This window comes from Streptococcus pseudopneumoniae (assembly GCF_001072665.1).
GTDB lineage: Bacteria > Bacillota > Bacilli > Lactobacillales > Streptococcaceae > Streptococcus > Streptococcus pseudopneumoniae_S.
In genome coordinates, this window is the sequence record NZ_JVJI01000122.1 from 1 (window position 1) to 26148 (window position 26148).

The 26148-nt window shown below is 42.5% G+C and carries 29 protein-coding genes; 23 read left to right on the forward strand and 6 right to left on the reverse strand.

Annotated elements, in window-relative coordinates; all coding sequences use genetic code 11:
* The 3 genes from ADH52_RS11715 to ADH52_RS07985 form a co-directional block, all read left to right on the forward strand.
* On the forward strand, positions 1-499 hold a 499-nt coding region (locus ADH52_RS11715; RefSeq protein ID WP_049510868.1), incomplete at its 5' end, for an LPXTG cell wall anchor domain-containing protein.
* Positions 500-763: 264 nt separating this feature from the next.
* The gene (locus ADH52_RS07980) at positions 764-1618 is read left to right on the forward strand and encodes a VOC family protein (RefSeq protein ID WP_049510869.1); all 855 of its coding nucleotides are present in this window, start codon (positions 764-766) and stop codon (positions 1616-1618) included.
* A 149-nt stretch (positions 1619-1767) separates the two neighbouring features.
* Positions 1768-2025 (forward strand): metal-sensitive transcriptional regulator, encoded by a 258-nt coding sequence (locus tag ADH52_RS07985; RefSeq protein WP_000185159.1) that lies wholly within the window; start codon positions 1768-1770, stop codon positions 2023-2025.
* Positions 2026-2213: 188 nt separating this feature from the next.
* On the opposite strand, the gene ADH52_RS07990 is transcribed toward ADH52_RS07985, so the two are convergent.
* From ADH52_RS07990 to ADH52_RS08000, 3 genes are read right to left on the reverse strand one after another with little or no spacing between them, the layout of a single operon-like run.
* Positions 2214-2510 carry a rhodanese-like domain-containing protein gene (locus ADH52_RS07990; protein WP_042749802.1) on the reverse strand — a complete coding sequence of 99 codons (297 nt, stop codon included), beginning with the start codon at positions 2508-2510 and terminating at the stop codon, positions 2214-2216.
* Entirely contained in the window at positions 2500-4155 is a 1656-nt protein-coding gene (locus tag ADH52_RS07995) for an FAD-dependent oxidoreductase (RefSeq protein ID WP_049510870.1), read from the reverse strand. Before ADH52_RS07995 ends, ADH52_RS07990 begins: the two co-directional genes overlap by 11 nt.
* 20 nt (positions 4156-4175) lie before the next feature.
* Complete coding sequence (locus ADH52_RS08000; protein WP_042749805.1) at positions 4176-4481, reverse strand: rhodanese-like domain-containing protein; 306 nt, start codon at positions 4479-4481, stop codon at positions 4176-4178.
* Between the two features lie 175 nt (positions 4482-4656).
* Here ADH52_RS08000 and ADH52_RS08005 point away from each other — a divergent pair, with 175 nt between their 5' ends.
* The 9 genes from ADH52_RS08005 to ADH52_RS08045 all read left to right on the forward strand — a co-directional run bounded on the left by ADH52_RS08005 (position 4657) and on the right by ADH52_RS08045 (position 15266).
* Positions 4657-5421 carry a nucleoside phosphorylase gene (locus ADH52_RS08005; protein WP_049510872.1) on the forward strand — a complete coding sequence of 255 codons (765 nt, stop codon included), beginning with the start codon at positions 4657-4659 and terminating at the stop codon, positions 5419-5421.
* Positions 5422-5454: 33 nt separating this feature from the next.
* Positions 5455-6834 (forward strand): TrkH family potassium uptake protein, encoded by a 1380-nt coding sequence (locus ADH52_RS08010; RefSeq protein ID WP_049510873.1) that lies wholly within the window; start codon positions 5455-5457, stop codon positions 6832-6834.
* 13 nt (positions 6835-6847) lie between these two features.
* Positions 6848-7513: a potassium channel family protein gene (locus ADH52_RS08015; RefSeq protein ID WP_049510874.1), complete on the forward strand. Its 666-nt coding sequence runs from the start codon at positions 6848-6850 to the stop codon at positions 7511-7513.
* 124 nt (positions 7514-7637) lie between these two features.
* Positions 7638-9902 carry an SSURE domain-containing protein gene (locus tag ADH52_RS08020; protein WP_049510875.1) on the forward strand — a complete coding sequence of 755 codons (2265 nt, stop codon included), beginning with the start codon at positions 7638-7640 and terminating at the stop codon, positions 9900-9902.
* A 123-nt stretch (positions 9903-10025) separates the two neighbouring features.
* Entirely contained in the window at positions 10026-10724 is a 699-nt protein-coding gene (locus tag ADH52_RS08025) for a response regulator transcription factor (protein WP_049510876.1), read from the forward strand.
* Positions 10721-11773, forward strand: coding sequence for a sensor histidine kinase (locus tag ADH52_RS08030; protein WP_049510877.1), 1053 nt, complete (start codon positions 10721-10723; stop codon positions 11771-11773). Before ADH52_RS08025 ends, ADH52_RS08030 begins: the two co-directional genes overlap by 4 nt.
* 194 nt (positions 11774-11967) lie before the next feature.
* Positions 11968-12579 (forward strand): 30S ribosomal protein S4, encoded by a 612-nt coding sequence (gene rpsD, locus ADH52_RS08035; RefSeq protein WP_000092756.1) that lies wholly within the window; start codon positions 11968-11970, stop codon positions 12577-12579.
* Positions 12580-13190: 611 nt separating this feature from the next.
* The gene (locus tag ADH52_RS08040) at positions 13191-13997 is read left to right on the forward strand and encodes a hypothetical protein (RefSeq protein WP_049510878.1); all 807 of its coding nucleotides are present in this window, start codon (positions 13191-13193) and stop codon (positions 13995-13997) included.
* A 21-nt stretch (positions 13998-14018) separates the two neighbouring features.
* Positions 14019-15266, forward strand: a complete 1248-nt coding sequence (locus tag ADH52_RS08045) for a toxic anion resistance protein (RefSeq protein ID WP_033685330.1) — start codon at positions 14019-14021, stop codon at positions 15264-15266.
* A gap of 184 nt (positions 15267-15450) precedes the next feature.
* Here the strand turns inward: ADH52_RS08045 and rpmG are convergent, their stop codons facing one another.
* Both rpmG and rpmF read right to left on the reverse strand, forming a co-directional pair.
* Entirely contained in the window at positions 15451-15600 is a 150-nt protein-coding gene (rpmG, locus tag ADH52_RS08050) for a 50S ribosomal protein L33 (RefSeq protein ID WP_001265622.1), read from the reverse strand.
* Between the two features lie 15 nt (positions 15601-15615).
* Positions 15616-15798, reverse strand: coding sequence for a 50S ribosomal protein L32 (gene rpmF, locus ADH52_RS08055; RefSeq protein WP_000290417.1), 183 nt, complete (start codon positions 15796-15798; stop codon positions 15616-15618).
* Between the two features lie 230 nt (positions 15799-16028).
* Between rpmF and ilvD the strand changes: the two genes are divergently transcribed.
* Positions 16029-17732, forward strand: a complete 1704-nt coding sequence (gene ilvD / locus ADH52_RS08060; RefSeq protein WP_000137343.1) for a dihydroxy-acid dehydratase — start codon at positions 16029-16031, stop codon at positions 17730-17732.
* Between the two features lie 60 nt (positions 17733-17792).
* On the opposite strand, the gene ADH52_RS08065 is transcribed toward ilvD, so the two are convergent.
* The gene (locus ADH52_RS08065) at positions 17793-18134 is read right to left on the reverse strand and encodes a metal-sulfur cluster assembly factor (RefSeq protein ID WP_049510879.1); all 342 of its coding nucleotides are present in this window, start codon (positions 18132-18134) and stop codon (positions 17793-17795) included.
* A 167-nt stretch (positions 18135-18301) separates the two neighbouring features.
* On the opposite strand from ADH52_RS08065, the gene hisS reads away from it, so the two are divergent.
* From hisS to ADH52_RS08115, 10 genes are all read left to right on the forward strand, one after another.
* Positions 18302-19582: a histidine--tRNA ligase gene (gene hisS / locus ADH52_RS08070; RefSeq protein WP_049510881.1), complete on the forward strand. Its 1281-nt coding sequence runs from the start codon at positions 18302-18304 to the stop codon at positions 19580-19582.
* Between the two features lie 142 nt (positions 19583-19724).
* On the forward strand, positions 19725-19928 hold the full coding sequence (locus ADH52_RS08075; RefSeq protein WP_025173208.1) for a helix-turn-helix transcriptional regulator: 204 nt from the start codon (positions 19725-19727) through the stop codon (positions 19926-19928).
* Entirely contained in the window at positions 19928-20125 is a 198-nt protein-coding gene (locus tag ADH52_RS08080; protein WP_049510882.1) for a hypothetical protein, read from the forward strand. The genes ADH52_RS08075 and ADH52_RS08080 overlap by 1 nt, the downstream gene beginning before the upstream one ends.
* Positions 20122-20865, forward strand: coding sequence for a DUF3169 family protein (locus ADH52_RS08085; protein ID WP_080550787.1), 744 nt, complete (start codon positions 20122-20124; stop codon positions 20863-20865). Before ADH52_RS08080 ends, ADH52_RS08085 begins: the two co-directional genes overlap by 4 nt.
* Positions 20866-20875: 10 nt before the next feature.
* Positions 20876-21700, forward strand: a complete 825-nt coding sequence (locus ADH52_RS08090) for an ABC transporter ATP-binding protein (RefSeq protein WP_049510883.1) — start codon at positions 20876-20878, stop codon at positions 21698-21700.
* Positions 21693-22391, forward strand: coding sequence for an ABC transporter permease (locus ADH52_RS08095; protein ID WP_049510884.1), 699 nt, complete (start codon positions 21693-21695; stop codon positions 22389-22391). The genes ADH52_RS08090 and ADH52_RS08095 overlap by 8 nt, the downstream gene beginning before the upstream one ends.
* A 9-nt stretch (positions 22392-22400) precedes the next feature.
* A complete protein-coding gene (locus ADH52_RS08100; protein ID WP_049510885.1) occupies positions 22401-23042 on the forward strand; it encodes a CPBP family intramembrane glutamic endopeptidase in 642 nt (213 codons plus the stop codon).
* Positions 23043-23059: 17 nt separating this feature from the next.
* On the forward strand, positions 23060-23290 hold the full coding sequence (locus ADH52_RS08105) for a hypothetical protein (protein WP_000832184.1): 231 nt from the start codon (positions 23060-23062) through the stop codon (positions 23288-23290).
* A gap of 154 nt (positions 23291-23444) precedes the next feature.
* The gene (aspS, locus tag ADH52_RS08110) at positions 23445-25208 is read left to right on the forward strand and encodes an aspartate--tRNA ligase (RefSeq protein WP_049510886.1); all 1764 of its coding nucleotides are present in this window, start codon (positions 23445-23447) and stop codon (positions 25206-25208) included.
* Complete coding sequence (locus ADH52_RS08115) at positions 25186-26127, forward strand: YitT family protein (protein ID WP_049510887.1); 942 nt, start codon at positions 25186-25188, stop codon at positions 26125-26127. The genes aspS and ADH52_RS08115 overlap by 23 nt, the downstream gene beginning before the upstream one ends.
* Positions 26128-26148 lie beyond the last annotated feature (21 nt).

Here is a 26148-nt window from a genome sequence, read left to right on the forward strand (position 1 = left end):
AGATCCAGTTAAAGTAACGGTTGAATTACCAAATGGAAAAGTGATTACAGTAGAAGTCCCAGTAACTGTCACTCCAAAAGCGACTCCAGCTCCAAGAGAAACAGTTAAAACTACCCCAATCGTAGTAGAGGTTGGAACTCCAATTGGCAAAGATGATGTTAAGAAACATATTGAGTTACCAAAAGGTGCTGAAATCGTAGAAGTTGGAGAAATTCCGGCAACTGATACGGCAGGACAAAAACCAAGTGTTAAAGTAAAAGTGAAACTACCATCAGGAGAAATCGTAGAGGTAGAAGTCCCAGTAACAGTCATACCTAAGCATGTTGAACCATCAACTCCAAATCAACCAGCTTCTCAACCATCAACACCTAAAAATGTTGAAGTTCAAAAAGAATTGCCTAACACAGGTACAGAAGCCGACTCTAGCTTAGCAGCACTTGGACTTTTAGGTGTCTTGAGTGGATTTGGACTTGTTGCTCGCAAGAAAAAAGAAGACTAATTCTAATTAGATTTTCTGATAAGAATAAGGAGTAGGATATCATATCCGCTCCTTTTCTTTTTGGGATTGAGATGAGAGTTATTATAGCATTGGTTAAAAATTTTCGGTGGTTTTATTGTCAATTCTCTGTAGATTTTCTCGTTCTAATCTCGTATAGACAAGATTACAGAATCATATTCTATAAGTTGTCTGACTTGACTTTCTTGATGGAAATTATATAATAGTTGTAATAAAAATAATTACAACGAGAAAAGAGAACCATTTATGACCTATGAATACAAGAGCCACATTTATTTAGCAGAGGCAGTTTTAAATGTAAAGGATTTGGCAAGTCAAACAGCCTTTTATCAGCAAGTTATTGGTTTAGAAATCTTATTTCAAACTGAGACAGAGGTCGTTCTGGGACTTGAAGGAAAAGCCTTGGTACACTTGATTCAAGCACAAGAGAGAGGTGAAGTAAGGGAACATTATGGTCTTTACCATCTGGCTATTCTTTTGCCGACACGCAAGGCTTTGGCAGATGTCTTGAAACACCTGACAGATTTACAGATTCCTCTAGTCGGCGGTGCAGACCATGGTTACAGTGAGGCCCTTTATTTGGAGGATTTGGAGGGAAATGGCATTGAACTCTATCGAGATAAGCCGGTTTCTACATGGGATATTCGAGAAGACGGTCGTATTATAGGGGTCACTGAGGTCCTTGCGGCACAGGATATCTATGAGTTGGGGGAAAGAGTAGAGCCCTTTACTTTAGCAGAGGGTACGAGAATGGGGCATATCCATTTGTCCGTCAAGGATAGTCGAAAGTCAAGCCAGTTTTATCAAAAGGTGTTAGGACTAGAGGATAAATTTAGTGTGCCTAGTGCTAGTTGGATTGCAGCTGGAGATTATCATCATCATTTGGCAGTCAACGAATGGGGAGGAAAAAATCTGGCTCCGCGTAAGGCAGGTTTGCCAGGTTTAGCCTACTATGTCATTGAAGTCGCGCATAAAGAAGAACTGTTAACGATTGCCCAGCGAGCGCAAGAAGTTGATGCACCAGTTAAGTGGCTGACATCTAGCCAGTTGGAAATCACAGACCCAGACGGAATTGTGACTCGTATTCGTTTAGCAAGGTAAAACTAGAAAACTCTAGTAAATTATCAGTATGGCTAGTTTACCTTTTGAAAAGTCTTTGATAACAGAACTGAGTGAGCTGGATGGGCGAGAATTTTGACAAAGAAGCTGATTAGAGATATAATGAAGAAAAATCGAGCAAGGAAAAAGAAATGACAAACTCAAAGTATATTACTCGTTTGAAACGTTCAGAGGGCCAGTTGCGTGGGATTCAAAAGATGATTGAAGAAGATCGTGACTGTGCTGATATTGTGACGCAACTGACAGCAGTGAAATCTAGTGTGGAGCGCGTGATTGAGATGATAATTACGGAAAACCTTACTGAATGTATCAATCAGCCACTAGATGATCCTGAAGCTCAAAAGGAACGCCTAGAAAAGGCCATCCGATACTTGATTAAACGGAAATAAAGAGATGAGAGTTGCAAAGATCTCTGCTAGTAGAATAGTTTAATGTGAATCAAGAGAGGCTGGAAAAAGTCTTTAAAATAAAAGAACGCATACTATCAGGTGTTGAAAGCCTTGATAGTATGCGTTTTATTGTGGGGAAATTTACTTCATTTTCTCCTGAAGTTGAGTTTTTGCCCAGCTCCTTTTGATTATTCTACTTGACCTGGCCAAGCATTCATGCCACCTTCTACATTGGTAACAGTGAGGCCTTGGGCGCTGAGAAATTGGCAGGCAGAGGCAGAACGTACTCCTCCTTGACAGATGACATGGTATGTACGGTCAGAATTGAGTTCTTTGTAGCCCTGCTCTAAGGTACTTAACGGAAGATTTTTGGCACCTGGTGCATGTCCTGCTTGGAATTCATGTGCTTCACGGACATCGATAAGCTCTAAATTTTCATTTTGATATTTTTCATAAAAGTCAGCCATACTGATACTAGTTTCCATATTCTACTCCTTCTGGGTTAGCCATTTTGTATAGTGAATAAGCGCCGTCAAGGTTTTGTACGGTAAATCCTGCTTGCTTGAGGATACGCTCTGCGATATAGCTGCGTAAACCACTGTGGCGGCTGACGATGTAGGCCTGGTTCTTGTCCAGTTCATTCAAGCGTTCCCGTAGTTCGTTTAGGGGGATGTGTATAGTGTCTACCTTAAGTCGACCACTTTGAAGTTCGCCACTTGTCCGCACATCTAGGAATTTCTTACCCTTAGCTAGTTCGTCTTCGAGCTGATACCATTGAATATTGTCGCTGAGACCTTCGACAAGGTTTAAGGCTGCGTAGCCCAGCATATTGACGGGATCCTTGGCAGAACCAAATGGTGGCGCATAGGTAAACTCTAACTCTGGTAAGTCAAAGACGGTGAGATTTCCCTTGATAGCAGTTGCCAGGATATCGATGCGCTTGTCAACGCCTTTCTTACCAACTCCTTGGGCACCGTAGATTTTTCCAGTGTTTGGGTTAAAGAGGAGCTTCAAGGTCATATCAGTAGCGCCTGGATAATAACCAGCATGGTCTTTACCGCTGACATGAAGGGGCTTGTAAGGAAGTTGATTCATGCTAAGGATACGCTCGCTGAGCCCAGTCGAAGCAGCTGTCATATCAAAGGCACGAACGATAGCAGTGCCGATACTTCCCTTGTTTGTACGTTCTAGTCCTGCGATGACGTCTGCCACTTGGCGTCCCTGACGATTGGCAGGAGAAGCGAGAGAGATGAGGGCATCTTGGCCTGTGATTTCTTGCTTGACAATGATAGCGTCACCGACAGCATAAATATCTTTTTGACTGGTTTCGTAATGTTCATCGACTAGGATACCACCACGAAGTCCCAGTTCAATCCCCGCAGCTTTTGCCAGTCCGTTTTCAGGTTCAACACCGACAGAAAGGATGGTGAGGTCAGAAGTGATCTTTTGCCCGTTTTCGAGAACGATGATTTTTCCTTGGTCTTCAAATCGAATCGCAGACTGAGAAGTGATAACGCGAACACCGTTTTTAACCAATTCTGCTTGGACAAAGGCTGCCATTTCTTGATCTAATGGTGGCAAGACATGGGGTGCTTTCTCAACAATAGTAACTTGCAGGCCACGTTTTGCCAGATTTTCAGCCATTTCAAGCCCGATAAAGCCTGCACCAATAACGACAGCTTCTTTTGGATAATTGTCCAAGGCTGCCATGATTTCATCGAGATCGGGAACATTGCGAAGAGTGTAGGCGTTCTTAGCTTCTACCAAGCCTTCAATGGTAGGAACAAATGGTTTAGCTCCTGGGGAGAGGATCAGCTTGTCGTAGCTTTCTGTGAATTCCTGTCCATCATGGCGTATGGTCACAGTGTGCTTTGCTGGCGAAATGCTGATGACTTCATGGAAAGGACGAACATCCAAATTAAAGCGTGCTTTGAGACTTTCAGGAGTTTGGACCAATAAGCTATCACGGTTTGCAATTTCTCCTGAAACATAGTAAGGAAGTCCGCAGTTTGCAAAGGAAACAAAGGGACCTTTCTCAAAAATAGTGATTTCAGCGTCTTCCATGAGACGTCTGAGGCGGGTTGCTGCTGACATACCGCCTGCAACTCCTCCGACAATGATAATTTTCATTGACTTTCTCCTTTATATATCTAGATGACCTTACCTGTCCAAGCGCTCATACCGCCTCGGACATTGATGACATCATATCCTTTTTTCTTTAGCTTTTTCGCAGCTAGTTTGCTTCGCACACCAGAATGACAAATGACATAGAGTGTTTCTTTTGTCGCTGGTGTGTAGGAACCAATTTCGGTTAGAGGAACATTTTTGGCATTTTTGATATGGCCTCTACGAAATTCCATCGGCGTCCGAACATCCAGTAGCTGAATTGGTTCCTTGAGTTTGGCTTCTAACTCGCTGGTAGAAATACTGTCAATTTTTGTAAATAAGTGAAACATAGGCACCTCCTAATATACCCTTATGGGGTATATTAAACCATGAAGTCAAGCTTTTGTCAAGCAAGTTGTTTTGAGTTGGTGGAGATTGTATTGTTTTTATCCTCAGTTCATCAACCCCCTACTTGACACTCTGTCAGCTTTTGATACAATAGTACAAAATTAGAGGAGGTGGGTTATGATTCAGAAACATGCGATTCCTATTTTAGAGTTTGACGACAATCCTCAGGCGGTCATCATGCCCAATCACGAGGGGCTGGACTTGCACTTGCCCAAGAAGTGTGTCTATGCTTTTTTAGGTGAGGAGATTGACTGCTATGCGAGGGAAGTAGGGGCGGACTGTGTCGGCGAATTTGTTTCAGCCACCAAGACCTATCCAGTCTATGTCGTGAACTACAAGGGCGAGGAGATTTGTCTGGCTCAGGCTCCTGTGGGCTCCGCTCCAGCAGCCCAGTTTATGGATTGGTTGATTGGATATGGTGTGGAGCAGATTATTTCTACAGGTACCTGTGGAGTGCTGGCTGATATAGAAGAAAATGCCTTTCTAGTCCCTGTTCGCGCTCTGCGAGATGAAGGAGCTAGTTATCACTATGTGGCACCTTCTCGTTATATGGAAATGCAGCCAGAGGCTATTGCTGCTATTGAGCGAGTGTTGGAAGCCAGAGGGATTCCCTATGAAGAAGTCATGACCTGGACGACAGACGGTTTTTACCGAGAAACGGCTGAAAAGGTGTCTTATCGTAAGGAAGAAGGCTGTGCTGTTGTGGAGATGGAGTGTTCTGCGCTTGCGGCAGTAGCCCAACTGCGTGGGGTTCTCTGGGGAGAATTGTTGTTCACAGCTGATTCTTTAGCAGACTTGGATCAGTACGATAGTCGTGACTGGGGTTCAGAAACTTTCGAGAAGGCCTTGGAACTCTGCCTTGAGATTGCCTTTCAGTTCTAGCTACTCTTCTTCTTTTTATGGTACAATGGATGTATGTTATTTAAATTATTTGTGAAAAAAATTGAAAGAGCCTTGGGCGGACTTTCGCCAGCTCGTCGGATTTTTCTGAGTTTCGCTGGAGTTATTTTTATAGGTTCTCTTCTTTTGAGTTTGCCTTTTGTTCAGGCAAGTGGTTCTCAGGCTACTTATTTTGACCATCTCTTTACGACGGTGTCCATGGTCTGTGTGACTGGTCTTTTTACGCAACCAGTGGCTACTACCTATAATGTCTGGGGGCAGTTGATTTGTATGCTCTTGATACAGATTGGTGGTCTGGGGCTCATGACCTTTATCGGGATTTTTTATATCCAAGGCAAGCAAAAGCTTAGTCTGCGTAGTCGTGAAACCATTCAGGAGAGTTTTAGTTATGGGGAAAGTAAGTCTTTGAAGTCCTTTATGCGGTCTATCTTTTTGACGACTTTTCTGGTGGAGGGCTTGGGTGCCTTTCTACTAAGTTTCCGTTTTATTCCTGAGTTCGGCTGGGGAAGGGGCATTTTTACCTCCATCTTTTTAGCCATTTCAGCCTTTTGTAATGCTGGTTTTGATAATTTCGGCAGTAGCAGTTTAGTGGCTTTTCAGACGGATCCCTTGATCAATCTGGTCATTGCTGGTTTGATTATCACGGGTGGTCTCGGCTTTATGGTCTGGTTTGACTTAGCAACCCAGTTTGATAAGAAGAAAAAACGCCGTCTGCGTTTCCACACCAAGTTGGTTCTCTTCTTGACTGCAGGGATTTTGCTGTTTGGGACAGTATCTACACTCTTTACGGAGTGGCACAATCCAGGAACCATTGGCAATCTCAGCGTTCCAGAGAAAGTGCTGGTTAGCTTTTTCCAAACCGTCAGCATGAGAACAGCTGGCTTTGCCTCTATTGACTACACTCAAGCTCGGCCTGTGACCTTGTTTATCTATATCCTACAGATGTTTCTGGGTGGAGCGCCTGGAGGAACGGCTGGAGGGCTCAAGATTACGACTTTCTTTGTCTTGTTGGTTTTTGCGCGTAGTGAATTGCTGGGCCTACCTCATGCCAATGTTGCGCAGAGAACCATTGAGGCTCGAACAGTCCAAAAATCCTTTAGTGTCTTCATTATCTTTTTGATGACCTTCTTGTTGGGTTTGGTGTTGCTGGGAATTACAGCAGAAGGAACACCGCGCTTTATCTACCTCATGTTTGAGACCATTTCGGCCCTTGCGACAGTTGGGGTAACGGCAAATCTGACACCAGAACTGGGCAAGTTAGCTCTCAGCATTGTCATGGTACTCATGTTTATTGGCCGTATCGGTCCCTTGACCTTGCTGGTCAGTCTAGCGGATTACCAGCCTGATAAGAAAGATTTGATTCAGTATATGAAAGCAGATATTAGTATTGGATAAGAAAGGAAGAACTATGTCAGATCGTACGATTGGAATTTTAGGTTTGGGGATTTTCGGGAGTAGTGTCCTGACGGCCCTAGCCAAGCAAGATATGAATATTATTGCCATTGACGACCACGCCGAGCGTATCAATCAATTTGAGCCAGTTTTGGCGCGTGGAGTTGTTGGCGATATTACAGATGAGGAACTCCTCAGAACCGCAGGAATTGATACCTGTGATACGGTTGTAGTGGCAACAGGGGAAAATCTAGAGTCGAGTGTGCTTGCAGTTATGCATTGTAAGAGTCTAGGGGTACCAAGGGTTATTGCCAAGGTCAAAAGCCAGACAGCTAAGAAGGTGCTGGAAAAAATCGGTGCCGACTCGGTGATCTCACCTGAGTATGAAATGGGGCAGTCCCTAGCGCAGACTATTCTCTTTCATAATAATGTTGATGTCTTTCAGTTGGATAAAAATGTGTCTATCGTGGAGATGAAGATTCCGAGTGTTTGGGCAGGTCAAAGTTTGAGTCAGCTAGATCTACGTGGCAAATACAATCTCAATGTCCTAGGATTTCGTGAACAAGAAAATTCACAGCTGGATGTCCAGTTTGGACCTAATGACCTCTTGAAGGCAGATGCCTATATTTTAGCAGTCATTAACAACCAGTATCTAGACGACTTGGCAGAATTAAATTCGTAAAAAAATTAATATAAGTATTTTATAAGAGGGATTTAAGAAAAATTTTAACTTTTTCTTAATCCTTTTTAATTTTAGGAGATTATACTAGAGTCATCAAATAAAGAAAAACTCTAAGGAGAATCCTATGAAATTCAATCCAAATCAAAGATATACTCGTTGGTCTATTCGCCGTCTTAGTGTCGGTGTTGCCTCAGTTGTTGTAGCCAGTGGCTTTTTTGTCCTAGTTGGTCAACCAAGTTCTGTACGTGCCGATGTGGTCAATCCGACCCCTGCTCAAGTTGTGCCAGATGCTACTTCGGTGAGTGAAAAGAGTGATTTGCCAGCAGAATTTCTCAAAGAAGCAGTCGATACAGCTCTTCCTTCAGAACAGGCAGACTCAACACCTAAAGCAAGCATGGATACTACAAACTCTCCAGAAAAAGCAGCTGCAGGTGCTAAAGACCAAGTGGTAGCGCAAAAAGAAGAAGTGCAAGCAAAACCAGAATCTAAGAAACAAACAGAAGATGCGGTTAAACCTGTGGAAAGCCCTGCAGCTACAGTTTCTGGACAAGACCGTGAAGCAAGTGAAGCTCAACCAGCAACCACTCCAGCTGAAGTGCAAAAAGGTGTGGCCGACAACACTAAAGACACAGTGGATGTTCCAGCTACTTACCTAGACAAAGCTAATTTTCCAGGCCCATTCACAGCTGGTGTTAACCAAGTTATTCCATACGAACTTTTCGCTGGTGATGGTATGTTGACTCGTCTTATCTTGAAAGCATCCGACAAGGCTCCATGGTCAGATAACGGTTCAGCTAAAAACCCCGCTCTTCCACCAGTAGAGAAATTGGGCAAAGGCCTCTACTTCTACGAAGTGGATTTGGCTGGTACCCAAGGTAAATCTGATAAAGAACTTCTTGACCTCTTGAAACAAAACGGTACTCAAAGCTACAAAGCTACCATCAAAGTGTATGGTGCGAAGGATGGCAAGGCAGACTTGAGCAACCTTGTAGCGACTAAAGAATTGGATGTCAACTTGAATGGCTTGACTACTCCAGCTGAAGTGCAAAAGGGCGTAGCCGACAACACTAAAGACACAGTAGATGTCCCAGCCACTTACTTAGATAAAGCGAATTTCCCAGGCCCATTCACAGCCGGTGTTAACCAAGTCATTCCATACGAATTCTTCGCTGGTGACGGTATGTTGACTCGCCTTATCTTGAAAGCTTCTGACAAGGCTCCATGGTCAGATAACGGCTCAGCTAAAAATCCTGCTCTTCCACCAGTAGAAAAATTGGGCAAAGGCCTCTATTTCTACGAAGTGGATTTGGCTGGTACCCAAGGCAAATCTGATAAAGATTTGCTTGACCTCTTGAAACAAAACGGCACTCAAAGCTATAAAGCTACTATCAAAGTGTACGGTGCGAAAGACGGCAAGGCAGACTTGAGCAACCTTGTAGCGACTAAAGAATTGACAGTGAACTTAAATGGCTTAACTACCCCAGCTGAAGTGCAAAAAGGTGTGGCTGATAATACGAAAGACACAGTGGATGTTCCGGCATCTTACTTGGATAAAGCTAACTTCCCTGGACCATTCACAGCCGGTGTTAACCAAGTCATTCCATACGAATTCTTCGCTGGCGACGGTATGTTAACTCGTCTTATCTTGAAAGCTTCTGATAAAGCCCCATGGTCAGACAATGGTTCAGCTAAAAACCCCGCTCTTCCACCAGTAGAGAAATTAGGTAAAGGCCTTTACTTCTATGAAGTAGACTTGGCAGGCACCCAAGGTAAATCTGATAAAGAGCTTCTAGACCTCTTGAAACAAAACGGCACTCAAAGTTACAAGGCAACTATCAAGGTTTACGGTACTAAAGATGGCAAGGCCGATTTGACAAATCTCGTAGCGACTAAGGATTTGACAGTGAACTTGAATGGACATCAGTCTCTGATTCCGATGCAGTCAGGTTTCGTCCCATCTTCTAATGGTTCAGCTATGCCAGCTCCAATGATGAATAGTCATCAAGATGCATCGAATATGAAAGCTCAAATGCCTAGTGCCAATCAAGATGAGGTGAAATCTAAAATGCCAGCTGCTAGCCAGGATAAGATGATGCCTAACAAAGAGCAGGACAAAACCATGAATGCTAGCCAACCAATGGCAACTCCAAGTATGAAGCAAGACCAAGCTGCAGCAACCTCAAGCAAAATGTCTGATGAAGGCAAGATGGCGTCTACTAGCAAGGTGTCAAGTCCAATGATGGCTGATCACATGAAAGACCAAAAAGACATGCTTCCATATACTGGTGAAGCCCAAACATCAATGGCTACTCTTGGATTCTTTGGATTAGTCTTGGCCGGCCTGCTAGGTGGACTCGGTTTGAAAGCTAAAAAAGAGGAAAATGACTAGTCTAGTTACAGACTTTCTATCTAGGATATGAAAAATTCCGATATCGTTTAGAATGTTCGTAAAGAGATAAAAATAGTGTTATACTATTGTGGTATAGCACTGTTTTTTTCAAAGGAGAGACAGATGGGAAAGACAATTTTACTCGTTGACGACGAGGTAGAAATCACAGATATTCATCAACGTTATCTGGTTCAGGCAGGATATCAGGTTTTGGTGACCCATGATGGAGTAGAGGCTTTAGAAATCTTCAAGCGAAAAGCGATTGATTTGATTATTACAGATATCATGATGCCTCGGATGGATGGTTATGATTTGATTAGCGAAGTTCAGTATCAATCTCCGGATCAACCTTTTCTCTTTATCACGGCTAAGACTAGCGAGCAGGACAAGATTTATGGCCTGAGCTTAGGGGCAGATGACTTTATTGCCAAGCCATTTAGCCCTCGTGAGTTGGTTTTGCGTGTCCACAATATCTTGCGTCGCCTTCATCGTGGAGGTGAGTCAGAAGTCGTCAGTCTTGGGGATTTACGAATGAATCACAGTAGTCATGAGGTTCAAGTCGGAGATGTGGCGCTTGATTTGACAGTCAAATCCTTCGAACTTCTATGGCTTCTAGCCAGCAATCCAGAGCGCGTTTTCTCTAAAACAGACCTCTATGAAAAGGTCTGGCAAGAAGACTATGTGGATGACACTAATACCTTGAATGTTCATATTCATGCTCTGCGACAGGAGTTGGCTAAACATGCTAGTGCAGAAACGCCGACCATCAAAACCGTCTGGGGCTTGGGCTACAAAATTGAGAAAGCGCGAGGTAGTCAATGAAATTAAAAAGTTATATTTTAGTAGGGTATATCATTTCAACACTCCTAACGATTATCGTGGTTTTTTGGGCTATCCAGCGAATGCTAATTGAAGAAAGAGAAATTTATTTCCTAGTGGGTATGACTCTTGTGGCTAGTTTTATCGGTGCTGGGATTAGTCTCTTTCTCCTATCGCCGGTCTTTACTTCGTTGGGCAAACTCAAGGAACATGCCAAGCGGGTAGCGGACAAGGACTTTCCATCAAATCTGGAGGTTCAAGGCCCTGTAGAATTTCAGCAATTAGGCCAAGCTTTCAATGAAATGTCCCATGATTTGCAGGCGACCTTTGATTCCTTGGAAGAAAGCGAGCGAGAAAAGGGTTTGATGATTGCTCAACTTTCGCATGATATCAAGACCCCCATCACTTCGATCCAAGCGACGGTAGAAGGGATTTTGGATGGGGTTATCAAAGAAGGAGAACAGGACCATTATCTAGCAACCATTGGACGCCAGACGGAAAGACTCAATAAACTGGTTGAGGAATTAAATTTTTTGACCCTAAACACGGCTAAAAATCAGGTGGAAACCACCAGCAAAGAAAGTATTTTTCTGGACCAGCTCTTGATTGAGTGCATGAGTGAATTTCAGTTTTTGATTGAGCAGGAGGAGCGAGATGTTCACTTGCAGGTAATCCCAGAGTCTGCTCGGATTGAGGGAGATTATGCCAAGCTTTCTCGAATCTTGGTGAATCTGGTCAATAACGCTTTTAAATACTCAGCTCCAGGAACCAAGCTGGAAGTGGTGGCTAAGGTGGAGAAGAACCAGCTTTCAATCAGTGTGACCGATGAGGGGCAGGGCATTTCCCCAGAGGATTTGGAGAATATTTTCAAACGCCTTTATCGTGTCGAAACTTCGCGTAATATGAAAACAGGTGGTCATGGCTTAGGACTTGCGATTGCGCGTGAATTGGCCCATCAATTGGGTGGGGAAATCATAGTTAGCAGCCAGTACGGTCTAGGAAGCACCTTTACCCTCCTTCTCAATCTCTTTGGCAATGAAAATAAAGCTTAAAACTCCTTTACAAATCTAGCCATTTATGGTAGAATGGATTTTGTGTGAAATATCAGCAGGAAAGTATGAAGCTCGTCAACAGGTGTCTTATGATAAGTAACCTTGGCTGTTTAGGCGAAGGGCATCTGCACGAATCAGGGCTTTCTAAGTGACTATTTCCACCGAAATATTATTTATATCAGGAGGACATACACATGTCACGTTATACAGGACCATCTTGGAAACAAGCTCGTCGCCTTGGCCTTTCACTTACAGGTACAGGTAAAGAATTGGCACGTCGTAACTACGTACCAGGACAACACGGACCAAACAACCGTTCTAAATTGTCAGAATACGGTTTGCAATTGGCTGAAAAACAAAAACTTCGTTTCACTTACGGTGTAGGTGAAAAACAATTCCGTAACTTGTTCGTACAAGCTACAAAAATCAAAGGTGGAATCCTAGGTTTCAACTTCATGCTTCTTTTGGAACGTCGTTTGGATAACGTTGTTTACCGTCTTGGTCTTGCGACTACTCGTCGTCAAGCTCGTCAATTCGTAAACCACGGTCACATCCTTGTTGACGGAAAACGCGTTGATATCCCATCATACCGCGTAACTCCAGGTCAAGTGATCTCAGTTCGTGAAAAATCATTGAAAGTTCCAGCTATCCTTGAAGCAGTAGAAGCTACTCTTGGACGTCCAGCATTCGTATCATTCGACGCTGAAAAATTGGAAGGTTCATTGACTCGCTTGCCAGAACGCGACGAAATCAACCCAGAAATCAACGAAGCACTTGTCGTTGAATTCTACAACAAAATGCTTTAATTTTAAGATATATCTTACAGAAAGCCTACAACAGTGGGCTTTTTGCTTTGTCTTAAAATGTTGATTTCGGGGTTTGTTTAGAGATTTGCTAGTAAGATTATTTGTGTATCTAAGTCTATCTATTCCAAGAATGAAGCGATGTTGATGATATAAATCCGATATACCATAATATTTTAGTTCTCTCGCTTTAAGGAAGGGAGGTGTTATGTATGCTAGAGTTACTTTCCCTTTTTCAAGCTCCGTTACTTGTTAACGTACTATCTGAGCTTTTCAAGCTATGGATAAAGAGACGTAGCAAGTAGCATTTAACCCTTTTAGAGGGTAGCAAAAAACCCCATCGGTGGCACGGTGGGGCTTTTTAGTTATATATGCTAGAAGCATTATTTTCCCTTTATGCTTTCATTCTAACACAACCCCTCCGATGTTTCAAGCTTTTGTTTTGATATTCCTCAGAGTGTGTTTGTGGTTTGAGTCCGCTTTCCTGAAATTATCCCACGCGCTACCAAGTTCCATTCTACAGCAAAGAAATCAACTCTTTTCTAGGGGATTTCCGCCCTCATTTTTGTCTTTTGTGCTAAAATAGACTTATAAATTGAAAATAAGGAATGTTTATGAAATCAGGTAATGGTTTTTGGAAAGGCTGTCTCTATTTTTGGGGCTTCTTGTTCTTACTGGGCCTTTTGGTCCAATATGCTCTTCCGCTTGCGGCTTGTGTCCTGCTAGGTTATGGTGGTTATCGTCTCTATAAACGTTGGCGCTATCCTCTTTTACAGGATGCTTCGCTCGACGATCGGATTGAGCTTTTAAAAGCTAGAATTCGCCAGGCGGATAAAGATATTCAGCAGTTAGAGGGAGTCTTGGTAGAAAAAGGCTCAGAGTCCTATAAGAGTCTGGCCAATCAAGTATTAATCGAACTGCGGGAAATCCATCAGGAGGCGGATCGTCTCAAGTCCTATATCGATGCTGATGTCTACAACCGTATTGACAAAAAGGTTCGTACAGTAAGGGCAAACATCGATGTTCAGCTAGAACGTTTGGATAGAGAAAGTCAGGTAGATCTTGAAAATGCGGAGCCAGAGGAATTAGCTCCAGAATTATCCCAGACCTTGGCTAATATTGCCGTTGACCATCAGGCTATTTTAGACAAGATTGCTACCTCTGCTGAAGGGGATAAGGAAGAATTGACTGCCATTCATAGTTTGAAGATGGAGAAATTCCAAACGATTTTAGAAGGTTATTTAAAGATTAAGGCCAATCCGAAGAACTATAATCGGGCAGAAGAACGCTTAGAGCAAGCTAAAGCAGCCATCGAACAATTTGACCTTGAACTGGACCAAGTCCTGAGAGAACTCAATGAAACAGATATGCGTGATTTTGATATCAGTCTGCGTATCTTAGAAAAAGATCGTAAAGAATAGGTTAGAAACAAAGGAGTAACCATGACAGAATTTAATTTCGATATTGACCAGATTGCCAATAATACGGTAGCTAAGGTGGATAAAACAACCCAAATCATCGAGACCAATACTGGCTCAGACAAGACCTTGACCTTCCTTGAAAAGTTGAGCCCTGAGCAGCAAGAGGGGATCAAGGCGCACGTGCCCCAGTTAGTAGACCAGTTTGTCACAAATCAAAATGCTCTTTTGGATTTTGGACAATCTGCTGTAGAAGGTGTGAACAATACAGTAAATCGTATCTTGTCAGAACAAAAGAAATTGCAGATTCCCCAAGTGGATGATCTACTCAAGAACACCAACCGTGAGTTGCAAGGCTTTGTAGTCAAATACAAGAACGCTGAAATTGCTGAGTTAGAAGAGAAGCCAAACTTTTTGCAACGATTGTTTAACAAGAGCAAGAATACCCTACAAGAATTTTACTTTGACTCAAAAACAGTGGAGCAAAAGCTGGATGGTATGGCTGCCGCAGTGGTCAAGCAAGAAGATGTCTTAGCTCGAAATATCGTTTCAGCTGAGATGTTGATTGAGGACAATACCAAATCCATTGAAAATCTAGTGGGAGTGATTTCCTTTATCGAAGCTAGTCAGACAGAAGCTGGCAATCGCGCTGCAGAACTGAAGGCCCAAGCTGACCAACTTGATACAAGTACGGTAGAATACCAAACCAAGTCACAAGAATTGGCCCGCATGGCTGAAGTGGTCAATACCCTTGAACAACAACATACTGAGTATGTCAGCCGTCTCTATGTTGCCTGGGCAACAACACCTCAGATGCGCAATCTTGTGAAGGTGTCATCTGATATGCGCCAAAAATTGGGCATGCTTCGTCGCAATACGATTCCGACAATGAAGCTTTCCATTGCCCAACTGGGTATTTTGCAACAATCCATGAAATCAGGTGTCGTGGCAGATGCCATTGTCAATGCCAATAATGCTGCCCTTCAGATGCTAGCTGAAACCAGCAAGGAAGTGATTCCACAGATGGAAAGAATTGCACAAAGCCCGACAGTCGCTGTCGAATCTGTTACCAAACTGGCTGAAAGTCTGGTCGCTCAAAACCAAGGTATCGTCGCAGCTATTGAATTGGGTCGTCAGAAACGTGCCCAACTAGAAACAACCATCGTCAAGTCCGCAGAAATGATCAACGATTCTGTCAAACTACGCGATGAGAAAATCGTCCAAGCCCTTCTAGATCAAGGAAAGGCCGCTCAGAAAGAAGTACAAGAATAACACACAAGTCCCTTGTAAGTATAGCTTGCAGGGGATTTTGGATTCTTCCTATATATTAGAGCCTCTAATTTATTTCACAAAAAATGTAGTCATTAGATTGATTTTTATTGTAATGTACTGAAATTAACAAAAAGAAAAAACGCTGATCAAGCGTTTTTCTTATGAATTGATTTGTAATGAACCCTTACTTAACTTCTGTAAACACAACGTGTTTGCGAAGTTTTGGTGAGTATTTCTTCAATTGAAGACGGTCTGGAGTGTTACGTTTGTTTTTAGAAGTAAGGTACAAGCGTTCACCAGATTCTTTGTGTTCAAGTGTAATATTTACGCGCATGGTATCTCCCCTCTATTATTCAGCTGATGCGGCTTTAGCGATTTTACGTCCTTTGTAGTATCCTTTAAGTGATACACGGTGAGAACGTGAGTAATCTCCAGTAGTTTCGTCAAAGTTTACAGATGGAGCTGTTACTTTGTAGTGTGTACGACGTTTGTTTTTCTTCGCTTTTGAAGTGCGACGTGCAGGTACTGCCATTTTGATTTCTCCTTTAGGTATTTATATTCGATTCAATCTACTGATTTTCATCAACCATACTAGGATAACACATTTTTTTTGTAAAGTAAAGTTACTTGACAAAAAAAGATGAAAAAATTAAAAGGACATCAACCAAATTAATCGAAATTTTCTGAAAATTCAAGAATTTTCTTCTGTTCATTGCTTTTAAAATGTGCTATAATAGTAAAAACTGAAATGGGAGGGAACAAATGACTGAATTAGATAAACGTCATCGCAGTAGCATTTATGACAGTATGGTAAAATCACCAAACCGTGCCATGCTTCGTGCGACTGGTATGACAGATAAGGACTTTGAAACACCAATTGTTGGCGTAATTTCGACTTGGGCGGAAAATACACCATGTAACATCCACTTGCATGATTTTGGGAAATTAGCCAAAGAAGGTGTCAAATCGGCAGGTGCTTGGCCTGTGCAGTTTGGAACTATTACTGTAGCGGACGGGATTGCCATGGGAACGCCTGGTATGCGCTTCTCTTTGACATCTCGTGATATCATTGCGGACTCAATCGAGGCGGCTATGGGTGGTCACAATGTGGATGCCTTTGTTGCTATCGGTGGCTGTGACAAGAATATGCCTGGTTCCATGATTGCCATTGCCAATATGGATATTCCAGCTATTTTCGCCTATGGTGGAACTATTGCACCGGGAAATCTTGATGGCAAAGACATTGACTTGGTTTCTGTCTTTGAGGGGATCGGGAAATGGAACCACGGTGATATGACAGCTGAGGACGTGAAACGTCTTGAATGTAATGCCTGCCCTGGCCCTGGTGGCTGTGGTGGTATGTACACTGCTAATACCATGGCGACAGCTATCGAAGTTTTGGGTATGAGTTTGCCAGGTTCTTCATCTCACCCAGCTGAATCAGCTGATAAGAAAGAAGATATCGAAGCAGCAGGACGTGCTGTTGTTAAGATGTTGGAGCTCGGTCTCAAACCGTCAGATATCTTGACTCGTGAAGCCTTTGAAGATGCCATCACTGTAACTATGGCTCTCGGTGGTTCTACAAACGCCACTCTTCACTTGCTTGCCATTGCCCATGCTGCCAATGTTGACTTGTCACTTGAGGACTTCAATACGATCCAAGAGCGTGTGCCTCACTTGGCTGACTTGAAACCATCTGGTCAGTATGTCTTCCAAGACCTTTACGAAGTCGGTGGTGTGCCTGCGGTTATGAAGTACTTGTTGGCAAATGGTTTCCTTCACGGGGACCGTATCACATGTACTGGTAAGACTGTCGCTGAGAACTTGGCTGACTTTGCAGACCTCACTCCAGGTCAAAAAGTCATCATGCCACTTGAAAATCCAAAACGTGCAGACGGTCCGCTTATCATCTTGAACGGGAACCTTGCTCCTGATGGTGCGGTTGCCAAGGTATCAGGTGTTAAAGTGCGTCGTCACGTTGGTCCAGCTAAAGTCTTTGACTCAGAAGAAGATGCGATTCAGGCCGTTCTGACAGATGAAATCGTTGATGGCGATGTAGTCGTTGTTCGTTTTGTTGGACCTAAGGGTGGTCCTGGTATGCCTGAGATGCTGTCACTTTCATCAATGATCGTTGGTAAAGGTCAAGGAGACAAGGTTGCCCTCTTGACGGATGGCCGTTTCTCTGGTGGTACTTATGGTCTGGTTGTTGGACATATCGCTCCTGAGGCTCAGGATGGTGGACCAATTGCCTACCTTCGTACAGGCGATATCGTTACGGTTGACCAGGATACCAAAGAAATTTCTATGGCCGTATCGGAAGAAGAGCTTGAAAAACGCAAGGCAGAAACAACCTTGCCACCACTTTACAGCCGTGGTGTCCTCGGAAAATATGCCCATATCGTATCATCTGCTTCACGCGGAGCCGTGACAGACTTCTGGAATATGGACAAGTCAGGTAAAAAATAAACTTAAAAAGCAAGCCAATCTCGGCTTGCTTCTTTTCATCTTCAAAAGTGATTTGCCTGCTTAACGAGGTGGCAGTCCAAGGGCAATACGGCCGTAGCGACTGATTCGTGTAATCTTCCAGGCAGGCGACCAGGTAACTTCAACCTTGACATCTTCGATACCATCAATTTGTTTCAGACCTGCAACGATTTCGATAGGCAAGCTTTCGGTACAATCGCAAGCAGTGTCGGTGAAGGTCATGACAATCTTACAGAGGCCTGTTTCGTCTAGATTAATTTCATAAATCAGCCCTAGATTGTAAACATCCAATTCCACATCTGTATCAAAAACCTTCTCTAGTTTTTCGATAATTTGGTCTTGTAAGGCCAAAGCACGGTCATTGATTTTGATATCGTCTCTCATAACAGTCCCTCCACGTGATAAATATCCTCTATTTTCTCATAATTCTGACAATTTGGCAAGTTTTTGATGAATTTTCTGAAAAGACTCTCTTGAGATTTTCTTCTCTCACTGTTTTAATCCCTCTATTTATGGTAAAATAAGACTATTAAGTTTAAAGAGGATTCCCTATGAAATTACAAAAACCAAAAGGAACGCAGGATATTTTACCTGCTGAATCTGCCAAATGGCAGTACGTTGAGGGCTTTGCCCGTGAGATTTTCAAGCGATATAACTATGCAGAAGTGCGTACGCCTATTTTTGAGCATTACGAGGTTATCAGCCGCTCTGTCGGAGATACAACGGATATCGTAACCAAGGAAATGTATGACTTCTATGACAAGGGTGACCGCCATATTACTCTCCGTCCAGAAGGAACTGCGCCCGTTGTCCGTTCCTATGTAGAAAATAAACTCTTCGCCCCAGAAGTGCAAAAGCCAAGTAAGTTCTACTACATGGGACCTATGTTCCGTTATGAGCGTCCACAGGCAGGGCGTTTGCGCCAGTTCCACCAGATTGGTGTTGAGTGTTTTGGATCTAGCAATCCAGCTACCGATGTGGAAACAATCGCGATGGCAGCCCATTTCTTGAAAGAAATCGGTATCCAAGGTGTCAAATTGCACCTTAACACTCTTGGAAATCCTGAGAGCCGTGCGGCCTACCGTCAAGCCTTGATTGACTATTTGACACCGCTCAAGGAGACCTTATCTAAAGATAGCCAACGTCGTTTGGAGGAAAATCCTCTCCGTGTCTTGGACTCTAAGGAAAAAGAAGACAAGGTGGCAGTGGAGAATGCGCCTTCTATCTTGGACTTCCTTGATGAAGAAAGTCAAGCTCACTTTGATGCTGTGCGTCAGATGTTGAAAAATCTTGGAGTAGATTACATCATCGATACCAATATGGTGCGTGGTCTGGACTACTACAACCACACGATTTTCGAGTTTATCACTGAGATTGAGGGCAATGACTTGACAGTCTGTGCGGGTGGTCGTTACGATGGTTTGGTTTCTTACTTTGGAGGCCCTGAAACTGCTGGATTTGGTTTTGGACTTGGTGTAGAGCGCCTGCTTCTCATTCTTGAAAAGCAAGGTGTAGCTCTTCCTATCGAAAACGCCCTAGATGTCTATATCGCAGTCTTGGGTGAAGGGGCAAATATCAAGGCCTTGGAATTGGTACAAGATCTTCGCCAACAAGGTTTCAAAGCAGAGCGTGATTACCTCAACCGTAAACTAAAAGCTCAGTTCAAGTCAGCTGATGTCTTTGCGGCTAAGACCCTCATCACCCTAGGAGAGAGTGAAGTCGAAAGCGGACAAGTGACTGTCAAGAACAATCAAACCCGAGAAGAAGTGCAAGTGTCACTTGAGACTATCAGCCAAAACTTCTCAGAAATCTTTGAAAAACTAGGGTTTTAATAACAGAAAAACTGGTCAGAAAACTACTCTGACCTTTTTCTTTTGCAAAATGACAAAAATCATAAACTTTTTGACAAATATACTTGTCAAAAAGAAAAAGATGTGTTACAATGTAAGCAAGTTAAGAGAAAAGGAGAAAGGAATGCTTAAAAATCGTCTAAAAGAGCTTCGAGCTCGCGATGGTCTCAACCAAACCGAACTGGCTAAGCTAGCAGGGGTTTCCAGGCAGACCATTAGCCTACTAGAACGGGACGAATACACCCCGTCCATTATCATTGCCCTGAAAATATCTCAAATTTTCAACGAAACAGTCGAATCGGTATTTCGCTTAGAGGAGGATGAGTGATGAACAAGTATAAAGTGATCTATTATGTAGTTGTCGTAGCTCTATTAGTCAGCGTATTTCTATTGATTGGGATAGACTTAGGCTGGTTTAGTCCCTATCAAAGTAACCAATTTGTTTGGGCCTATTTTGCCCTCATACCAGTAATTGACTGGATTGAAAAGAAAGCAAACAATTTAGCAAGTGAAAAAGGAGAATGAATATGAAAAAGAAACGTGGATTGTTGTTATTTTTGATGTCTGTTGTCTCGGGAGCTTTCTTGTACATATTTGTAGATATGTTGAAGGCTGGTGCCGAACCCCATGGAATTATGTTAGATGTAAAAGTCTTGCTACCCTGGATATCAGCTATTGGTTTACTATTAGGTTTTGTTGGTATTCTTTTGACGTTCAATTTCTTAAAGAAAAGCAGAAAATTTCACTCCTTGTATCAAGAGGAAATAGATGATGATCTGAATGAAACCTATTATGTGCAGATGTATCGTAATCTCGAGTTTGGAACCATTACTTCTAATATTACAAGTGTAGCGATTTTATTGGCTCTTGTCATCTCAGGTAGTGAAGTAATTGTACTCGATGTAAGTCGTATAACATTTTCCCTTTCCTTTTTGGCATTAGTGCTGTTCTTGCAGAGTCAAAAATATCTTTCTAAAACAATTGCGATTGTTCGTCAGTTTGATTTGGCTCTTTTCTCTACACCAAAGGATATCTTGAACTATATTAATTCTTACGATGAAGGGGAGCGTCAGGCTAATTTGGAACAGAGTTTTAGAATTTTATTCCAATTAAATCAGTATGTCTTACCAGTCTTATATATTTTTCTTTTTTTCATTTCTTGCTTGACAGGAGAAATTCAGCTACTAGCCTTCTTGCTTGTCGGAGCGATACACATTTATATCAATGTGATGCAGTTACCTATGGTGAAACGTTATTTCAAATAAAGGAGTTTCTATGATTCGTGTTGAAAATGTAAGCAAAAGTTTTGGGAGCAAAAAAGCTCTTCATCAGGTTTCTTTTGAGATTAAGGAGGGTGAAATCTTTGGTTTTCTTGGTCCCTCTGGCTCAGGTAAAACAACCATGATCAATGTCTTAACAGGACAGTTGGCTGCAGATCAAGGTAAAACAGTTTTGTTAGGCAAGAATTCTCAAGATTTAACCTCAAATGATTTGGAACAAATTGGTATTGTTAGTGATGGTAGTGGTTTTTATGAAAAGATGAGTCTTTACAAAAATCTTCTCATCTATGCTAAGTTATATGGTCTCAAGTCAGATAGAGTAAATCAGGTACTCCAACAGGTTGGATTGGCAGATGCTAAAGATATTATCGCAGAAAAACTATCTACAGGAATGAAACAACGAATGTTCTTGGCTCGTGCCCTTCTGAATGCTCCTAAGATTCTCTTTCTAGATGAGCCAACCAGTGGCTTAGACCCTACAACATCTAAGATGATTCATATCCTACTTCAAGAATTAAAGCAGGCGGGGACAACTATCTTTCTGACCACGCATGATATGAATGAAGCAACTCTGCTTTGTGATCGCTTATCTCTTTTGAATAAGGGGAACTTAATAGAGTATGGAAGTCCGCAAGATATCATCCAGAAGTACCATGTGGATAAGAAAGTACGTGTGGTTTATAACGACGGACGAGAACAGATAGTTCCATTTGATGAATTACCACATTTAGACACGACAGATTTGATGGTGGTTCACTCTTGTGAGCCAACTTTAGAAGAAATCTTTATCAGATTGACAGGAGAAAAGTTAGATGTTTAGAAAATTAAATGCCCTACTATGGTTAAGATTACAAGTTCTTATCAGCAATTCAACTTTGTTGGCGACTCTATTGTTGCCTTTTGGACTGGCTGTTCTATATAATGAGTTCTTAAACAAGAGTGGAGAATTGAGTACGTATTTCCTTTCTATGAGTTTGACGATGGTCTTGAGCATGGGAAGTGGTTATATGGTATCGATTATGATGGCAGAAGATAAGGAAAAGCGCAATCTTAAATCACTCATCCTAAGTGGTGTGACAGCAACAGAATATACTTTCAGTATGCTCGTTCTCCCTATTTTGATAATGTTGGTTGCTATGATTGTACTTCCCATCTATCTTAAAGTAGATGTATCTGGTTATTTAGTTGCCTATGCTATCTATTTGCTCCTAGCAACTATTTGTATTATTTTTCTCAACCTTCTAATCGGTGCGGTATCAGATACTCAGTCTAAAGCGCAAGTTTATAGTATCTTCCCTATGTTAATTGTCTCTTTTTTACCTATGATTGCTCTTCAAAATGATACGGCTCAGAAAGTGTTAGATTACTCGTTCGTTGGTCCAATTGTAAATCTTTTAAATAAAAAAGGTGGGGAAATATCTTTTTCTAATATTGGTATGTTACTTGCTTGGGTACTTGTATTAGGAATAGCAAACCTCTTTGTATTAAAAAACAGCTATAAAGCAAGATAGGAGATTTATATGAAATTACTTAAAAACCTTGGCTGGTTTCTTCTAGCTTTTCTATCCTTTTTCTTTATCTATGGTCTGGTTCAGAGTATGGCTCTGTCAGCTCTTGGACTAGGGGCTTCGATATATGGAGTTTTACCACTTTATATCGCCCTGTCAGGGGCCTATGTTTATGGAGTTTACAGATGGTATCAGACAGAAAAGGTTAGCATCCAGACAACAGCTTTTAATCGTCATATCTGGTTGCCTACTCTGGTTTTGCTAGTGGCTATTACAGCCCAGTTCTTTTTACCAGAAGATCCGTCGGTCAGTCAACAAATCGTATCTCAACTGACAGTGGAACAGCCTGCATTTGGTTTCTTTATGGTGGTGGTCTTTGCTCCTTTGACGGAAGAACTTATCTTTAGGGGGATGTTGGCACGCTATCTCTTTCCTAAGCAGGACAATAGGAAACAAACTCTGATTTTTCTTCTGGTATCCAGTGTTCTGTTTGCCTTGATTCATTTCCCAGGTGATGTGCAACAATTTTTTGTCTATTTTAGCCTTGGTTTTAGTTTGGGCTTGGCTTATATTAGCAGAAAAGGTCTGGTCTACAGTATTTCTCTCCACGCTTTGAATAATTTAATCGGCTTTTTGATGATACTCATGCTATAATAGAGTCAGGAGGTCACATGAAACGAGTAATTTTATTAGCAGTGATTCAGGCAGTTGTTCTATTTTTCATCATTGGAGCGCTAGCTTATGCCTTTAAGGGCGATTTCTTCTACAACTATCTAGCAGTCGTCTTTGCCCCTATTGCAGGTGTCTTGCGCTTTGGGACAGCTTATACAACGGAAATTGTCTTGCCGAGAAAGGCAGCCGAAATCGCTGAAAAGCGTAAAGCAGGCAAAAATTCAAAATAAAAGAGTCCGGTGAACTTCATCGGATTTTTGTATGGGCGCTAATTTTTAGCTCCTTCATTTGATTTTTAAAGACAGGCAAACTTTTCTGCTGATTTTCATGAAGAGCCTGCGCTTTTATGGTAAAATAGTAACAGAATAAAAGAGGAGAGAAACAATGAAACGTAGTATGTATGCTGGTCGTGTTCGTGAGGAACACATCGGACAAGAAATGACCTTGAAAGGATGGGTAGGCCGTCGTCGTGACCTTGGTGGTTTGATCTTTATCGACCTTCGTGACCGTGAAGGAATCATGCAGTTGGTTATCAACCCTGAAAAAGTATCTGCAGAGGTCATGGCAACAGCTGAAAGCCTTCGTAGCGAATTTGTTATAGAGGTGACTGGACAGGTCGCTGCGCGTGAGCAAGCCAATGATAAGTTGCCAACTGGTGCAGTTGAGTTAAACGTGACAGCTCTGACAGTGCTTAATACAGCTAAGACAACCCCATTTGAGATTAAGGATGGCATTGAGGCCAATGACGATACACGTTTGCGTTACCGTTACCTTGACCTTCGTCGTCCAGAAATGTTGGAAAATCTCAAACTTCGTGCTAAGGTGACCCACTCTATCCGCAACTACTTGGATGAGTTGGAGTTTATCGACGTGGAGACACCATTCCTTTCTAAGTCAACTCCTGAAGGGGCGCGTGACTACTTGGTGCCATCTCGTGTCAATAAAGGGCATTTTTACGCGCTTCCTCAAAGTCCGCAAATCACGAAACAGCTATTGATGAATGCTGGTTTTGATCGTTACTACCAAATCGTTAAATGTTTCCGTGACGAGGACTTGCGTGGTGACCGCCAGCCTGAGTTCACTCAGGTCGACTTGGAAACGTCTTTCCTTACGGAGCAAGAAATCCAAGATATTACAGAAGGCTTGATTGCGCGCGTGATGAAGGAAACCAAGGGTATCGAAGTAACGTTGCCATTCCCTCGTATGAAATACGATGATGCGATGGCTCTTTACGGTTCTGATAAACCTGATACCCGTTTTGACATGTTGCTTCAGGACTTGACAGAAGTGGTCAAAGGTGTAGACTTTAAAGTCTTTTCAGAAGCACCTGCTGTAAAAGCAATTGTGGTCAAAGGAGCTGCGGACAACTATTCACGTAAAGACATCGACAAGATGACCGAAGTAGCCAAACAGTATGGTGCCAAAGGTCTTGCTTGGGTCAAGGTGGTTGATGGAGAATTAAACGGACCAGTTGCCAAGTTCTTGACTAGCATCCAAGCAGAATTGACAACAGCGCTTGCTCTTGAAGATAAGGACTTGGTTCTCTTTGTGGCGGATACGCTTGAAGTGGCTAATGCAACGCTTGGTGCCCTTCGTGGACGTATTGCCAAAGAGCTTGGTTTGATTGATAATGATAAATTCAACTTCCTTTGGGTTGTTGACTGGCCAATGTTTGAATGGTCTGAAGAAGAAGGTCGTTACATGAGCGCCCACCATCCATTTACTCTACCACAGGAAGAGACTGCTCACGAATTAGAAGGTGATTTGGCGAAGGTTCGTGCCATTGCTTACGATATTGTCTTGAACGGTTATGAACTTGGTGGTGGTAGCCTTCGTATCAACCAAAAAGACCTTCAAGAACGTATGTTCAAGGCTCTTGGTTTCTCAGCCGAAGAAGCAAATGACCAGTTTGGTTTCCTTCTTGAAGCCATGGACTATGGTTTCCCACCACACGGTGGCTTGGCTATCGGGCTTGACCGATTTGTCATGCTCTTAGCAGGAGAAGAAAATATTCGTGAAGTTATTGCCTTCCCTAAGAACAATAAGGCAAGTGACCCAATGACACAAGCTCCTTCAACAGTAGCTCTCAAACAACTAGAGGAACTCAGCTTACAAGTAGAAGAAGATGAAACAAGCAAAACGAATTAAGCGGTGGCGCTATTATCTGCGCCGCTTTGCTCATCAGATAAAAATTTTACGTGTCTTACAAAGCATCTCTCGCGAAAAATATGATGAGAAGATTTCGGCCTCTCTGGTCTATGGATTTTTATCAGCAGTAGCGGTCAATTTCTTTTTCCAACCAGGTCATGTGTATTCGAGTGGTGCGACAGGTCTGGCACAGATTATCTCTGCCTTGAGTCATCACTGGTTTGGTTTTCATATCCCGATTTCGTTGACCTTCTATGCCATTAATTTCCCTTTGATGGTCTTGGCTTGGTATCAAATTGGGCATAAGTTCACCGTCTTTACCTTTATAACGGTATCCATGAGTTCCTTCTTTATCCAGTTTGTCCCTGTGGCGACCTTGACGGAGGATCCCATTATCAATGCCCTTTTTGGGGGTGTTGTCATGGGCTTGGGGATTGGTTTTGCTCTTCGAAACAATATCTCCAGTGGTGGGACGGATATCGTCAGCCTGACTATTCGCAAGAAAACGGGTAAGAATGTTGGTAGTATTTCTTTCTTGGTAAATGGGACCATCATGCTGATAGCAGGCTTGACCTTTGGTTGGGAATACGCTCTCTACTCTATGATTACCATCTTTGTCTCTAGCCGTGTCACAGACGCTGTCTTTACCAAGCAAAAACGGATGCAGGCCATGATTGTGACCAATCATCCAGAGAAGGTAATTGAAAAAATCCATAAAAAATTGCACCGCGGTGCAACCATGATCCACGATGCAGAAGGAACCTATAATCATGAAAGAAAGGCAGTTTTAATCACTGTCATTACACGTGCAGAGTTTAATGAATTTAAACAGATTATGAAACAGGTGGATCCAGGTGCCTTTGTCTCTGTATCTGAGAATGTTCATATTTTGGGACGATTTGTTGAAACAGAAAATTAGTAACCAAAAAACCAGCGTGAG

Bases quoted from the DNA above. Each gene is read 5' to 3' on its own strand.
- ADH52_RS08020 (WP_049510875.1), top strand. From the start codon at position 7,638: ATGAAATTCAATCCAAATCAAAGATATACTCGTTGGTCTATTCGCCGT.
- ADH52_RS08095 (WP_049510884.1), top strand. From the start codon at position 21,693: ATGTTTAGAAAATTAAATGCCCTACTATGGTTAAGATTACAAGTTCTT.
- ADH52_RS08010 (WP_049510873.1), top strand. From the start codon at position 5,455: ATGTTATTTAAATTATTTGTGAAAAAAATTGAAAGAGCCTTGGGCGGA.
- rpmF (WP_000290417.1), bottom strand. From the start codon at position 15,798: ATGGCAGTACCTGCACGTCGCACTTCAAAAGCGAAGAAAAACAAACGT.
- ADH52_RS08105 (WP_000832184.1), top strand. From the start codon at position 23,060: ATGAAACGAGTAATTTTATTAGCAGTGATTCAGGCAGTTGTTCTATTT.
- ADH52_RS07995 (WP_049510870.1), bottom strand. From the start codon at position 4,155: ATGAAAATTATCATTGTCGGAGGAGTTGCAGGCGGTATGTCAGCAGCA.
- ADH52_RS07985 (WP_000185159.1), top strand. From the start codon at position 1,768: ATGACAAACTCAAAGTATATTACTCGTTTGAAACGTTCAGAGGGCCAG.
- ADH52_RS08015 (WP_049510874.1), top strand. From the start codon at position 6,848: ATGTCAGATCGTACGATTGGAATTTTAGGTTTGGGGATTTTCGGGAGT.
- ADH52_RS08090 (WP_049510883.1), top strand. From the start codon at position 20,876: ATGATTCGTGTTGAAAATGTAAGCAAAAGTTTTGGGAGCAAAAAAGCT.
- ADH52_RS08000 (WP_042749805.1), bottom strand. From the start codon at position 4,481: ATGTTTCACTTATTTACAAAAATTGACAGTATTTCTACCAGCGAGTTA.
- ADH52_RS08075 (WP_025173208.1), top strand. From the start codon at position 19,725: ATGCTTAAAAATCGTCTAAAAGAGCTTCGAGCTCGCGATGGTCTCAAC.
- ADH52_RS07980 (WP_049510869.1), top strand. From the start codon at position 764: ATGACCTATGAATACAAGAGCCACATTTATTTAGCAGAGGCAGTTTTA.
- rpsD (WP_000092756.1), top strand. From the start codon at position 11,968: ATGTCACGTTATACAGGACCATCTTGGAAACAAGCTCGTCGCCTTGGC.
- ADH52_RS08115 (WP_049510887.1), top strand. From the start codon at position 25,186: ATGAAACAAGCAAAACGAATTAAGCGGTGGCGCTATTATCTGCGCCGC.
- ADH52_RS08045 (WP_033685330.1), top strand. From the start codon at position 14,019: ATGACAGAATTTAATTTCGATATTGACCAGATTGCCAATAATACGGTA.
- aspS (WP_049510886.1), top strand. From the start codon at position 23,445: ATGAAACGTAGTATGTATGCTGGTCGTGTTCGTGAGGAACACATCGGA.
- ADH52_RS08065 (WP_049510879.1), bottom strand. From the start codon at position 18,134: ATGAGAGACGATATCAAAATCAATGACCGTGCTTTGGCCTTACAAGAC.
- ADH52_RS08025 (WP_049510876.1), top strand. From the start codon at position 10,026: ATGGGAAAGACAATTTTACTCGTTGACGACGAGGTAGAAATCACAGAT.
- ADH52_RS07990 (WP_042749802.1), bottom strand. From the start codon at position 2,510: ATGGAAACTAGTATCAGTATGGCTGACTTTTATGAAAAATATCAAAAT.
- ADH52_RS08005 (WP_049510872.1), top strand. From the start codon at position 4,657: ATGATTCAGAAACATGCGATTCCTATTTTAGAGTTTGACGACAATCCT.
- ADH52_RS08080 (WP_049510882.1), top strand. From the start codon at position 19,928: ATGAACAAGTATAAAGTGATCTATTATGTAGTTGTCGTAGCTCTATTA.
- ilvD (WP_000137343.1), top strand. From the start codon at position 16,029: ATGACTGAATTAGATAAACGTCATCGCAGTAGCATTTATGACAGTATG.
- ADH52_RS08040 (WP_049510878.1), top strand. From the start codon at position 13,191: ATGAAATCAGGTAATGGTTTTTGGAAAGGCTGTCTCTATTTTTGGGGC.
- ADH52_RS08100 (WP_049510885.1), top strand. From the start codon at position 22,401: ATGAAATTACTTAAAAACCTTGGCTGGTTTCTTCTAGCTTTTCTATCC.
- hisS (WP_049510881.1), top strand. From the start codon at position 18,302: ATGAAATTACAAAAACCAAAAGGAACGCAGGATATTTTACCTGCTGAA.
- ADH52_RS08085 (WP_080550787.1), top strand. From the start codon at position 20,122: ATGAATATGAAAAAGAAACGTGGATTGTTGTTATTTTTGATGTCTGTT.
- rpmG (WP_001265622.1), bottom strand. From the start codon at position 15,600: ATGCGCGTAAATATTACACTTGAACACAAAGAATCTGGTGAACGCTTG.
- ADH52_RS08030 (WP_049510877.1), top strand. From the start codon at position 10,721: ATGAAATTAAAAAGTTATATTTTAGTAGGGTATATCATTTCAACACTC.